Source organism: Streptomyces sp. NBC_00273 (genome assembly GCF_036178145.1).
Lineage (GTDB): Bacteria > Actinomycetota > Actinomycetes > Streptomycetales > Streptomycetaceae > Streptomyces.
The window spans coordinates 7,204,199-7,216,829 of the sequence record NZ_CP108067.1; the positions used below are offsets into that span (position 1 = coordinate 7,204,199).

The following is a 12,631-nucleotide window of genomic DNA, read 5'->3' on the forward strand; positions in this document are numbered from 1 at the left end:
GCGCGGACGTGCACTCGGGCCGAGGAGTCTGTATTCAGGGGCGCATGGCCGTGATCGTGGCGCTGGGCGCGTTCCTGATGACCCTGGCGGGCGGATGGGCGGCGCAGCGCGTCACCGACCGCCGCCACCTCGTGCTGGGCCTGGCCGGCGGGCTGATGCTCGGCGTCGTGGGCCTCGACCTGCTCCCGGAGGCCCTCCACGCGGCGGGCGAGGAGGTGTTCGGCGTCCCGCTCGCCCTGCTGCTCTTCGTGGCCGGGTTCCTGGTCGCGCACGTCGTGGAACGGCTGTTGGCGGTCCGCCAGGCCGCGCACGGCGCCGAGGACGGCGCCCGCGTCCCCCAGGTCGGACTCACCGCGGCCGCGGCCATGGTCGGCCACAGCCTCGCCGACGGGGTGGCCCTGGGCGCGGCCTTCCAGGTCGGCGGGGGGATGGGCGTGGCCGTGGCGCTGGCCGTCATCACCCACGACTTCGCCGACGGGTTCAACACCTACACGCTCACCAGCCTGTACGGGAACGACCGCCGCAAGGCCCTGATGATGCTCCTCGCGGACGCCGTCGCCCCGGTCGTGGGCGCGGCGTCCACCTTGCTGTTCACCCTTCCGGAGGAACCCCTCGGCGCGTACCTCGGCTTCTTCGGAGGCGTCCTGCTGTACCTCGCGTCCGCCGAGATCCTGCCCGAGGCGCACCACAAGCACCCCGCCCTGTCCACGCTGATGTGCACGGTGGGCGGGGTGGCCGGGATCTGGCTCGTGGTGGGCATCGCGGACTGAGCGCCGGCCGGGGGCGGAGGTCACCGTCGTGCTGCCGCGGCTTCCGCGAAACGGCGCGCGACGGACGGCTCCGCCGCCCAGTGCGTGTGCAGGTAGCTCGCGTGCACGCCCTGCTGCACGAAGCCCTCGACCCGGCGCTCCGGGTGCGTGAACCCCCACGCCGGGGCCGCCCCGGCGCCCGGCTCGATCACCGTCCGGTGGAACTCGTGCCCGCGCAGCCGGGTCCCGGCCGGCGCGAGCGCGCTGTCGGACACCGCCACCGCCTCGCGGTAGCCGAGGGTGAGGCGCTCCGACATCCGCGCGTCGGCGTCGAGCACCCCGCACATGGGCTTCCCGTCCAGCGACCGGCCGAGGTACAGCAGCCCGGCGCACTCGGCGGCGACCGGGCCGCCGGCCGCGGCGAAGGCGGCGACGGCCGCCCGCAACGGTTCGTTGGCGGACAGCTCGGGCGCGTACACCTCCGGGAAGCCGCCACCGATCACCAGGCCGGTGGTGCCGGGCGGGAGCGCCTCGTCCCGGAGCGGGTCGAAGGTGACGACCTCCGCTCCGGCGGCGGTGAGCAGCTCGGTGTGCTCGGCGTACGAGAACGTGAACGCCGGCCCGCCCGCGACGGCGACCACCGGCCGTCTGCCGGGGGCTCCGCCCCCGGACTCCCGCGCCTCGAACGCCGGAGCGGCTCGATCGGGCGACCACGCCTCGCAGTCCAGCGGCGGGGCCGTGCGGGCCAGCGCCATCAGGGCGTCCAGGTCGCAGCCCGCCCGGACCTGCGCGGCCAGCGCCGCCACCGAGGCCAGCGCGTCGGTGTGCCGCTCGGCCACCGGGATCAGACCCAGGTGGCGCGAGGGCGTGGCCACCTGCGGAGCCCGCCGCAGGACACCGAGGACCGGCATCCCCGCCTCCTCCAGGGCCTCCCGCAGCATCACCTCGTGCCGGTCGGAGCCGACCTTGTTCAAGATCACGCCCCCCAGCCGCACCTGCGGGTCGAAGGACGCGAAGCCGTGCACCAGCGCCGCCACCGAACGCGACTGCGAGGAGGCGTCGACCACCAGCACCACCGGCGCCCGCAGCAACTTCGCGACCTGTGCCGTAGACGCCAGTTCGCCCCGGCCCGCGGCGCCGTCGTAGAGCCCCATGACGCCCTCGACGACGGCCAGATCGCACCCGGCCGCCCCGTGCGCGAACAGCGGAGCGACCAGCTCCGGCCCGCACATGAAGGCGTCGAGGTTGCGTCCCGGCCGGCCGGTGGCCAGCGCGTGGTAGCCGGGGTCGATGTAGTCGGGCCCGGCCTTGTGCGGGGACACGGCGAGGCCGCGCTCCGAGAAGGCCGCCATCAGGCCCGTGGCCACGGTGGTCTTGCCGCTGCCGGACGACGGAGCGGCAATGACCAGCCGAGGCACGTTGAACGGGTACGAAGTCACCACTCGATGCCCTTCTGGCCCTTCTGTCCCGTGTCCATCGGGTGCTTGACCTTGGTCATCTCGGTGACGAGGTCCGCGAACTCCACCAGCTTCTCCGGCGCGTTGCGGCCCGTGATCACCACGTGCTGCGTGCCGGGACGGTTGCGCAGCACCTCGATGACCTCGTCGACGTCGATCCAGCCCCAGTGCATCGGGTAGGCGAACTCGTCGAGCACGTACAGCTTGTGCGTCTCGGCCGCCAGATCGCGCTTGACCTGCTCCCAGCCCTCCTTGGCCGCCTGCTCGTTGTCGAGCTGCGCGTCCCGCTGGACCCAGGACCAGCCCTCGCCCATCTTGTGCCAGACGACGGAGCCGCCCTCGCCGGAGGCGCCGAGCACCTTGAGCGCGTTCTCCTCGCCGACCTTCCACTTCGCCGACTTGACGAACTGGAACACCCCGATCGGCCAGCCCTGGTTCCAGGCGCGCAGCGCCAGCCCGAAGGCCGCCGTGGACTTGCCCTTGCCGGGGCCGGTGTGGACGAAGACCAGCGGACGGTTGCGGCGCTGGCGCGTCGTGAGCCCGTCGTCCGGAACGACGGACGGCTGTCCCTGAGGCATTACGCGGCCCTCCTGTTGTTGCTGCTGTGGGGTGAAGCGGTGGATGTCACTGCGGTACGTACGTTCTTCACGAGCCCGGCCAGCGAGTCGGCCCGCAGCCCGTCGAGCGTGACGGCGGGCCCGCCGAGGTCACGGGCCAGTACGCCGGCCAGCCCCAGCCGGACCGGCCCGGACTCGCAGTCCACGACCACCGAGGCGACGCCCCCGGCCTGCAGCAGCCGTGCGCTGTGCCCCGCGAGCTCCCGCGGGCTGCTGTCCGTACGGCCCCCGGCGTTCCCGGCCGAGGTGGCCCGCCCGTCGGTGACGACCACGAGCAGCGGCCGGCGCGAGGGATCCCGCAGCCGCTCGATCCGCAGCACCTCGTGGGCCTTCAACAGCCCGGCGGCCAGCGGGGTGCGGCCGCCCGTCGGCAGCTGCTCCAACCGGGCGGCGGCCGCGTCCACCGAGGAGGTCGGCGGCAGGGCCAGGTCGGCCGTGGCCCCCCGGAAGGTGATCAGACCGACCTTGTCCCGGCGCTGGTAGGCGTCCAGGAGCAGGGACAGCACGGCGCCCTTGACCGCGCTCATGCGCTGCCGGGCGGCCATGGAACCGGAGGCGTCGACGACGAAGAGGATGAGGTTGCCCTCGCGCCCCTCCCGCGTGGCCTGGCGCAGGTCGTCCTTGCGGATCACGAGGCCGCGCCCGTCGCGGCCGCGCGCCTTCTGGTGCGGGGCGGCGGCCTGGATGGTGGCGGTCAGGTGCAGTTTCGTCAGGTGTCCGCGCGGGCGCTGGGCGCCGGTGGTGCGGCCGTGGGCGGTACGGGCGCGGGAGCGGCGGCCGGACGCGCCCTCGCCGAGGCCGGGCACGCTGAGCATCTTGGTCCGGAACGGCTCGGCGGCGCGTACCGCGGCCTGCTCGGGCCCGGTGCTCTCCTGGGCGGCGGGCTGCGGGGCCTCGGGTGCTTCCGCGGGCGCCTCGCCGCCTTCGGGGGCCTCGGGGGCCTCGGGAGTCTCGGCCGAGGGGCCCGGGTCCTCCTGGGGTCCGTCGTCCTGCGGGGGCGTGCCGCCCGGGCCGCCGTCGGGACCACCGTCCCCGGGGCCGCCGTCGTCGGGGCCCTCGGGCTCCGGCTCGGGCTCCGGCTCCTCGTCGGGGAACTCGTCCAGGATCCGGTCGAGCATGTCCTCGTCCAGCCCCGGCGCGTCGAACGGGTTGCGGCGCCGCCGGTGGGGGAGCGCCAGCAGGGCGGCCTGCCGGACGTCCTCCTTGCGCACGTCGGTCCGCCCGGCCCAGGCGGCCAGCGCGGTCGCGGTCCGGGCCATCACGATGTCGGCGCGCATCCCGTCGACCTCGAACCCGGCGCAGGTCGCCGCGATCTGCAGGAGCGCGGTGTCGCCGAGCGAGACGGTCGGGAGCAGCGCCCGCGCGGCCACCACCCGGGCGCGGACCTCGTGCTCGTCCCCGGCCCAGCGGGTCGCGAAGCCCGCCGGGTCGTCCTCGTAGGCGAGCCGGCGGCGGACCACCTCGACGCGCTGGGCGGGCTCGCGGGAGGCGGCCACCTCGACGGTGAGTCCGAACCGGTCGAGGAGCTGCGGCCGCAGCTCACCCTCCTCGGGGTTCATCGTGCCGACGAGAAGGAAGCGGGCGGCGTGCCGGACGGACACGCCCTCGCGCTCGACGTAGGAGGCGCCCATTGCGGCGGCGTCCAACAGCAGGTCGATCAGGTGGTCGTGGAGGAGGTTGACCTCGTCGACGTAGAGGATCCCGCGGTGGGCGTCGGCGAGCAGCCCGGGCTCGAAGGCCTTCACGCCCTCGGCGAGGGCCCGTTCGATGTCGAGGGCGCCGACGAGGCGGTCCTCGGAGGCGCCGACGGGCAGCTCCACCATGCGGGCGGGCCGCAGACCGCCGGGACCGGGCTCGTGCGGGCCGTCCGGGCAGGCCGGATCCGGCGCGGTGGGCGCGCAGCTGAACCGGCAGCCCGACACGACGTCGACCTGCGGCAGCAGCGCGGACAGCGCGCGGACGGCGGTGGACTTGGCGGTCCCCTTCTCACCGCGCACGAGCACCCCGCCGACCGCTGGGCTCACGGCGTTGAGCAGGAGCGCCAGCCGCAGGTCGGCTTGGCCGACCACTGCGGTGAACGGGTAGGGCGTGCTCATGCGTTGCTCACTCCTTGGAAGGCGCGGACCGTTGCCGTGTGCGGCGCTGCTGCTGGGGCTCCGCCCCAGACCCCGCGCCTCAATCGCCGGCGGGGCTTGATGTGGCTGGTGCCGTGCGGCCGGACGGCCCGCAGGGCGATGTCAGCCCCGCACGGGGGCCCCTCCCAGCGGTAGCCGGGGGAGATTGGGGCGCGGGTCCGGGCGGAGCCCGGTTTCGGGAAGGGGCGGGGTGGGGGACAGCCCCGCAGGGCCCGGCCCGTCACGGTGCGCCCGGGGGGAGGAACGGGAGGCCGGCCGGAGCGCCGTCCTCGATCAGCCGCAGCAGTGCGTCCGTATCGGCGTGTTCTTCGATCAGGTCGCCGAGCAGGTCCAGCTGCTCCTCCCGCAGCGCGGCGAACGAGGTGTCCGGTGCCGGGACGAAGCGGCGGCCGGCGGCCGCGGCCACCTCCCGCAGGAACGCCCGGCGGAAGCCGTCCGACTCCAGCGAACCGTGCCAGTGGGTGCCCCACACCGACCCGACCCGGCAGCCGTCCAGGAAGGCCTCGCCGCCCAGCACCTCGGCCACGCCGTGGTGGATCTCGTAGCCCGCGACCTCCTCGCCGAGAGCCGTTCCGGAAGGCCGTGCCAGGGTCTTCTCCCGCTCGAAGCGGACCCGTACGGGGAGCAGGCCGAGGCCGTCGACCTCGCCCGCCTTCGATTCGACCTCGTCCGAGATCCGCTCGCCCAGCGCCTGGAACCCGCCGCAGATGCCCAGCACCGGCCGCCCCTCGGCGGCCCGCCGCAGCAGCGCGTCCGCGAGCCCGCGCTCGCGCAGCCATTGGAGGGCCTTCACCGTGCCCCGGGTGCCGGGTACGACGACCAGGTCCGCATCGGCCAGTTCCTCGGCCCGGTCCACGAACCGCACCACGACCCCCGGCTCCGCCGCGAGCGCGTCGACGTCCGTGAAGTTCGACATCAGCGGCACCGCGCACACGGCGACCCGCAGCACGTCCTCGCCCACCGGAGGCGCGACCACGGACTCGCGCACCGCCCCGCGCAGGGAGACCCGCAGGCCGTCCTCCTCGTCGATGCCCAGGCCGTGCTGGAACGGCAGCACCCCGTACGTGGCCCGGCCCGTCAGGCCGCGGAGCATCTCCATGCCCGGCTCCAGCAGCGACACGTCGCCGCGGAACTTGTTGACCAGGTATCCCGCGATCAGGGACTGGTCCTCGGGGGAGAGCAGCGCCGTCGTCCCGAAGAAGGACGCGAAGACCCCGCCGCGGTCGATGTCCCCGACCACGACCACCGGGAACCGTGCGGCCCGCGCGATCCCCATGTTCACGATGTCGGTCCGGCGCAGGTTGATCTCGGCCGGACTTCCCGCCCCCTCGCAGATCACGGCGTCATACGTGCCCCGCAGCTGCTCCAGGCAGTCCGTGACGATGCCGAGCAGCTGCTCCTGGCGCCCGCCGTGGTAGCCGCGGGCGCTCATCTCGCCCACCGGCTTGCCCAGCAGCACCACCTGGCTGCTGCGGTCACTGCCCGGCTTGAGCAGCACCGGGTTCATCAGAGCGGTCGGCTCCACGCGGGCCGCCTGGGCCTGCATCGCCTGGGCGCGCCCGATCTCGGCGCCCTCCAGCGTCACGAAGGAGTTCAGCGACATGTTCTGCGCCTTGAAGGGCGCGACCTTCACGCCCTGCCGGGCCAGCCAGCGGCAGATGCCCGCCGTGACCACGCTCTTGCCCGCGTCCGACGTGGTGCCCGCGACCAGCAGACCGCCGCCGCGCTTCGCGCCGCTCATCCGCGCCGCCCTCTCCGTGTCGTACGGGAGACCAGCAGCCGGGCGGCCACGCAGGCGCCCAGGGCCAGCCAGGTCACCTGCCGCGACAGCCGTACCGCCCGCTCGATGTCCGCGACCTCCACCGGTCGCCCCGCCCCGCCGTTCAGTACGGCCCGGTGCTCGACCCGGCCGCCGTACGCGAGGGTTCCGCCCAGTCTGACACCCAGCGCCCCGGCGAAGGAGGCCTCGACGGGTCCGGCGTTCGGGCTCGGGTGCGCGGCGGCGTCCGCGCGCCAGGCCCGTACGGCGCCCCGCCGGTCGGGGCCGGCCAGTACGGCGGCGACCGCCGTCAGCCGGGCTCCCGGCCAGCCGGCCAGGTCGTCGAGCCGGGCGGAGGCCCAGCCGTAGCGCAGGTAGCGGGAGGACTTGTGGCCGACCATCGCGTCCAGGGTGTTCACGGCACGGAAGGCCAGCAGTCCGGGGACTCCGGCGACGGCGCCCCACACGAGGGCCCCGACCACCGCGTCGGAGGTGTTCTCGGCGACGGACTCCACGACGGCGCGGGCCATCTGCTGCCCGTCCAGGGCCTGCGGGTCGCGTCCGCACAGGTGGGGCAGCCGCTCCCGGGCCACCTCGACGTCCCCGGCGGCGAGCGCGCCACCGATGGCGCGGGCCTCGCGGCCCAGGGAGGTGCCGCCCACGACGGCCCAGGTGGCGGCGGCGGTCAGGGCGATACGGGCGGCCGCGGGCCGGGATCGCACGGCTCGGGCGCCCAGCGCTCCGACGGCGGCCGCGCCCCCGGCGCACACCAGGGTGTGCAGGAGGCCCCGGCCGCGGTCGTCGCGCCACAGGGAGCGTTCGACGGCGGCGGCGGCCCGTCCGAAGGCGGCCACGGGGTGCCCTCGGCGCGGATCCCCGAGGATCCGGTCGCCGATCAGGCCCGCCGTGGCGCCGTACGCGAAGACGCGATCGGCACGCATGGTGACAGGTATGTCCTCACTCAGGGTCCGCGCCCTGGTTCGACGTGTCCGGCGGCGAGAGTTCCTGGCTCCCGGGACGCACGCGCGGCGTGCGGTTCCGGTGACAGTGGCGGGACCGCGCCGGATTCGCACCGGACTTCCTCTCCATGCCGCCGTATTGGCTCCGGCAGTCCACCACGCACGTCGAAGGCCCGTCAACTCGCCGTTGACCTGCGGCGCGGCAGGGGCGCGGGATGCGAAAAGCTCCCTCCGGGACAAACCCGGAGGGAGCCTTCACGCCCGGTCGGCCGCGGGGCGGCGGATCAGGCGACGATCAGGTAGATCCCGTAGCCCACGGCCGCCGCGATGACGGCGAAGCAGGCGTACGCGCCGCTGCGGGCGAGGGTGGCGGTGCCGCCCTGCTCGGTGGCGGTCTCGTGCTTGGACAGGCCCACCAGGCCCAGGGTGAAGAGGGTCACGAGGGCGACGGTGGCGAAGAGGCTGACCCCGAAGACGGAGCCGAGCGCTTCCCAGTCGATCTTCATACTGCCGCTTTCTGAATGTCCGGGTCTCTGTGTCTCTGTCTCGGTCAGACCGCGGTGGCCGTAGCCGCCGGGGTCTGCGTCGCGGCCGGGATGGTGGCCTTGAGGGCTTCGTCCGTGACCTCGGCGGTCGTCGCCGCGGCGGTGGTGCCGGCGGCGGCGACGGTCGGCGGGACGGTGACCGCGGCGATCGCCGTGGTGACGACACCCGGCTCCTCGGCGCGGGCCGACTCCACCTCGTTGACGTTGTTGTGGTCGACGACCTGGCGGCGCGAGATGAGCCAGATGGCCAGGCAGGAGCCGATCAGGAAGACCGTGACCGCGGCGATGCCGACGTCACCGATGCGCATGACCAGCTCGGCACCGGCCGAGACCAGCGCGGCGGCCGGCAGGGTCAGGCCCCAGGCGACGAACATGCGGGTCGCGGTGGACCAGCGGACCACACCGCCCTTGCGGCCCAGGCCCGCACCCATGACCGCACCGGAGCACGAGTGGGTGGTGGAGAGCGAGAAGCCCAGGTTCGACGAGGCGAGGATGACGGACGCGGCCGAGGTCTGGGCGGCGAAGCCCTGCTGCGGGTGCAGGTCGGTCAGGCCGCTGCCCATGGTGCGGATGATGCGCCAGCCGCCCAGGTAGGTGCCCATCGCGATGGCCATACCGGCGGAGACGATGACCCAGACCGGCGGGTTCGCGTCGGGCGCGATCGCGCCGCCGGCGATGAGGGCCAGGGTGATGATGCCCATCGTCTTCTGCGCGTCGTTGGTGCCGTGCGCGAGGGAGACGAGACCGGCCGAGGCGATCTGGCCGGCGCGGTAACCCTTGGCGGAGGTCTTCTCGCCGACCTTGTTCCCCAGCTTGTACGTGACCTTGGCGGCCAGGTAAGCGGCGATGCCGGCCACCAGCGGGGCGGCGATCGCGGGGATGAGGACCTTGGTGATGACGACGCTGCCGTTGACCGCGCCGATGCCGGCGGAGGCGACCGCGGCACCGATGAGGCCACCCATCAGGGCGTGCGAGGAGCTGGAGGGAAGACCGACCAGCCAGGTGACGAGGTTCCAGAGGATCGCTCCGACCAGGGCGGCGAAGATCACCTCTGGCTGGATGCCCTCCTCGTTGACGAGCCCCTTGGAGATCGTCTTGGCGACCTCCACGGACATGAACGCGCCGACGAGGTTGAGCACGGCGGACATGGCCACCGCCGTCTTGGGCTTGAGGGCGCCGGTCGAGATGGTGGTAGCCATCGCGTTGGCTGTGTCGTGGAAACCGTTCGTGAAGTCGAACACGAGAGCGGTAATGATCACGATCCCGAGGAGAAGCGTTATGTGCTCCATTTACCCAGGCTTCTGTTTGACGTCAGTGGCTCGGCGACCGTAGGCAACCTGGGTGAACGGAAGATGAACTGACTTGGGCGGAGCGGTGTACTAGCCCGGGGTGCGATCGGGCCATTCGTCCTGATTCTTACGGTGATAACACCATTAATGCACGTCAAAGCCGGGTGAATGAACCCCTCCGTAGGGGGTTCGCCGTGCGCGCGATCCCGCCCCCCGGGCCTCGAATGAGACCCAGATCACTCCCCCTGCGCCCATCCTGTGCCCGTCGCGGAGGGATCCGCTCCGGTGGCCCGCCCGAGACCCCGACCCGACACTGGAGCAGTGCGTACCGCGACAGCGACGGCTGCGGCCGTCACGACGACCCTCATCGGTGCCGGCGCGGCCGCCGTCGCCGTCGCCCGGCACGCCGCCGACGCGGCCCTGCGGCCCGAACCGGGACGCCCGCTCCCCGGCGGGCCGAAGCTCAGCGTCCACTCCACGACCGACGGCCGGATCACGCTGACCCGCTCGCTCGCCTCCCTGCGCCCCGGCACGTACGGCCTGGTCGCACCCGGCGTGCACGCCGTCGTCGGGCCCGTGGTCCCGGACGCCGACCCCGGCCCGGACGCCGTCGTGCGGCAGCTCGTCTCCGTCACCCACGGCACCCTCGACCCCGGCACCCGGGTCTCCCTCACGCCCCAGGTGTACGTCGGCAACCCGCGCACCGCCCTCGGGCTCGAACACGCCGACGTGGACGTCCCCGGGGAGCTCGGGGCCCTGCCCGCCTGGTTCGTGCCCGCGGCCCGGGACACCTGGGTGATCGCCGTGCACGGGCTCGGCAGCAGCCGGGAACACCCGATGGTGGTCATGCCCTTCCTGAACCGCCACCAGCTGCCCGTCCTGGACCTCGGCTACCGGGGCGACCTGGGCGCCCCCGCCTCCCCGGACGGCCTCGGCCACCTCGGTGAATCGGAATGGCGCGACCTGGACGCGGCCATCCGCTACGCCCTGCGCTACGGGGCCCGCCGCGTGGTCCTGTACGGCTGGTCCACCGGCGCCACCATGGCCCTGCACGCCTTCGAGCGCTCGCCGCTCGCCCACCGGATCTCCGGGCTGGTCCTGGACTCCCCGGTACTCGACTGGCACGCCACCCTGCGCGGGCTCGCCGCGGCGCGGGGCGTCCCCGGCGTGGTGCTGCCGCTGGCGGTCCGGGCCGCCGAAGGCCTCGCGGGCCTGCGCGCCGACCGCCGGCCGGCGGGAGCCGACCCCGGCGCGCTGCGCGTCCCCGTACTGATCTTCCACGGCCCGGACGACGCGCTCGCCCCCTGGGCACCCTCGCGCAGGCTCGCCGCCGCCCGCCCCGACCTCATCACGCTGCGCACCGTGAGCGGGGCCGGGCACGGCGCGATGTGGAACGCCGACCCGGCCGGCTACGAGGAGGCCCTGCGCCGCTTCCTCACCCCCCTCATGTGAAGGCCCGTGCGCCACGGGCCGCGCGAAGGGCTACGCGAGGGGCTGCGCGGAGGGCCGCGCGAGGGGCTACGCGAAGGGCCGAGCGAGGGGCTAGGCAAAGGGCCGTGTGCAGGGCAGTCGTGTGAAGGCCCTGTGACGGACAGGGCCCCACGGGCGGCTTGTCCCGGTCTGCGCTGCGGGTGAAGGGCGGCAACGAACGGTTCCGTTTGGGCTTTCGGCCAGTGACGGGCGAGACTGCTTCCGTGACGTCCCGAAAGCCTGATGAGCAGTTGGCTCGCGACTCCAGACTCCGACTCGTCTCGCCGCGTTCCGTCGCCGCGGCCCGCAAGGCGGTGACCGACCGACGCACCCGGCCCGCGCCCAGGCCCCCGGCGGGCACACCCGCCACGGCCGACCTCGCGAACCGGGCCCGGGCCTCGCTCGCCGACGCCGTACGCCTGACCCGCTGGGCCGAGCGCAACCTCGGCGCCGGAGACGGCGGCCGGCCCGCCCCCACGGGCGCCCTACCCGCGGCCGACGTCGAACGCGCCGCCGCGGAACTGGGCCTGACGCACGGCCAGATCCAGGTCGGCTGGGACCGCGCCCGGCTCGCCGGACTGGTCGAGGTGCACGGTGGCCACGCCCGGCCCGGCTGGCGGCTGCGCGCCTGGGACCGCGACGACACCGCCGTACTGCGCGGCTGGGTCGCCCTCTTCGACGCTTGGTCGCTGGTCCATCCCGCGCCCGCCGACATCGCCACTTCGGCCGTCGCCGAGGTCGTCGAGGCGATGCCCCAACTCCTCTCCCTGCTCCAGCTGTCCGCCGGCCCGGTGACCGTCCCGGACCTGCTCGACCTGCTCGGGCAGCGCGTCACCGAACTGCGCGACGAGCGGTGCGAGATCCCGTACGAGGCCGAGCCCGCGGTGGCGCTGACGTCCGCCGGCTCCACCGAGACCCGCCCCGTCCCGCTCGCCCGGCTGCTGCGCTGGGCGCTCGGCGGCCTCGCCGCCGTGGACGCCGTCACCCTCGGTCCCGCCCGGGCCACCCTCACCCCGCTCGGCAGCTGGGCCGTCTGGGTCAAGCTGGAGCAGATCTGCGTCGCGGCGCAGAGCCCCGCCGGGAACATCGAGCAGTCCGCCGCCGCCATGCTGCACGGCTGCGCGCGGCTCACCCCCGGCCCGGCCCGCGCCGAGTACCAGGCCTGGCTCGCCGCCCGGCCCGTCGGCCACGCCGTGGCCGAGCTGCTGCAGGCCGCCCGGGGCGAGGACGCCCTGCTGCGCGGCCTCGCCTTCGAGGCGCTGCGCGTGGTCGGGGCCCCCGCCGAGCCCGAGGTGCGCGCCACCGTGCGCGAGCCCGCCCTGCGTCCCTACGCCCTGCTCTGGCTCGCCGAGCACGACGGGATCGACCCCGACGAGGCGCAGGACGTCCTCACCGCCGAGGAGTCGACCTGGCTCTGGGTGGACACCGCCGCCGCCATCGCCGACCACGGCGAGGCAGAGCTGCTGGCCCGCCACCTCGACTCCGCCGTCCGGACCACCGTCCCCCGGCTGTTGGACGAGGTCCGAGCGGTCGGCCATCCGCGCACGGTGCAGGTGCTGGTCGCGCTCGCCGCGGCCCACCCCGACCCGACGCTGGCCAAAGCGGTCCGCCGGGCCGCCTTCCAGGTCCACACCGGCGGCGAGTGACTCCG

Annotated in this window: 9 protein-coding genes, 1 pseudogene and 1 riboswitch; of the genes and pseudogenes, 3 read left to right on the forward strand and 7 right to left on the reverse strand. The window is 74.5% G+C overall.

Annotation, left to right across the window (positions count from 1 at the left end; translation table 11 throughout):
* The first annotated feature begins 44 nt into the window (after positions 1 to 44).
* Positions 45 to 770 (forward strand): ZIP family metal transporter, encoded by a 726-nt coding sequence (locus OG386_RS32135; RefSeq protein ID WP_030012907.1) that lies wholly within the window; start codon positions 45 to 47, stop codon positions 768 to 770.
* 20 nt (positions 771 to 790) lie between these two features.
* On the opposite strand, the gene OG386_RS32140 is transcribed toward OG386_RS32135, so the two are convergent.
* The 7 genes and pseudogenes from OG386_RS32140 to OG386_RS32170 all read right to left on the reverse strand — a co-directional run bounded on the left by OG386_RS32140 (position 791) and on the right by OG386_RS32170 (position 9,510).
* A complete protein-coding gene (locus OG386_RS32140; RefSeq protein ID WP_328791001.1) occupies positions 791 to 2,191 on the reverse strand; it encodes a cobyrinate a,c-diamide synthase in 1,401 nt (466 codons plus the stop codon).
* Positions 2,185 to 2,784: a cob(I)yrinic acid a,c-diamide adenosyltransferase gene (gene cobO / locus OG386_RS32145; RefSeq protein ID WP_030013115.1), complete on the reverse strand. Its 600-nt coding sequence runs from the start codon at positions 2,782 to 2,784 to the stop codon at positions 2,185 to 2,187. Before cobO ends, OG386_RS32140 begins: the two co-directional genes overlap by 7 nt.
* Positions 2,784 to 4,919, reverse strand: a complete 2,136-nt coding sequence (locus tag OG386_RS32150; RefSeq protein WP_328791002.1) for a putative cobaltochelatase — start codon at positions 4,917 to 4,919, stop codon at positions 2,784 to 2,786. Before OG386_RS32150 ends, cobO begins: the two co-directional genes overlap by 1 nt.
* Before the next feature lie 262 nt (positions 4,920 to 5,181).
* Positions 5,182 to 6,699 (reverse strand): annotated as a pseudogene (locus tag OG386_RS32155) (cobyric acid synthase); the annotation flags it as partial.
* Entirely contained in the window at positions 6,696 to 7,658 is a 963-nt protein-coding gene (locus OG386_RS32160) for a cobalamin biosynthesis protein (RefSeq protein ID WP_327386128.1), read from the reverse strand. The gene OG386_RS32160 and the pseudogene OG386_RS32155, both read right to left, overlap by 4 nt.
* 36 nt (positions 7,659 to 7,694) lie before the next feature.
* Positions 7,695 to 7,849: riboswitch (cobalamin riboswitch) on the reverse strand.
* A 111-nt stretch (positions 7,850 to 7,960) separates the two neighbouring features.
* Positions 7,961 to 8,182: a hypothetical protein gene (locus tag OG386_RS32165; RefSeq protein WP_327386129.1), complete on the reverse strand. Its 222-nt coding sequence runs from the start codon at positions 8,180 to 8,182 to the stop codon at positions 7,961 to 7,963.
* Between the two features lie 44 nt (positions 8,183 to 8,226).
* The gene (locus tag OG386_RS32170; RefSeq protein ID WP_328791004.1) at positions 8,227 to 9,510 is read right to left on the reverse strand and encodes an inorganic phosphate transporter; all 1,284 of its coding nucleotides are present in this window, start codon (positions 9,508 to 9,510) and stop codon (positions 8,227 to 8,229) included.
* Between the two features lie 321 nt (positions 9,511 to 9,831).
* On the opposite strand from OG386_RS32170, the gene OG386_RS32175 reads away from it, so the two are divergent.
* Positions 9,832 to 10,962, forward strand: coding sequence for an alpha/beta hydrolase family protein (locus tag OG386_RS32175; RefSeq protein ID WP_328791005.1), 1,131 nt, complete (start codon positions 9,832 to 9,834; stop codon positions 10,960 to 10,962).
* Between the two features lie 242 nt (positions 10,963 to 11,204).
* On the forward strand, positions 11,205 to 12,626 hold the full coding sequence (locus OG386_RS32180; RefSeq protein ID WP_384840457.1) for a hypothetical protein: 1,422 nt from the start codon (positions 11,205 to 11,207) through the stop codon (positions 12,624 to 12,626).
* Positions 12,627 to 12,631 lie beyond the last annotated feature (5 nt).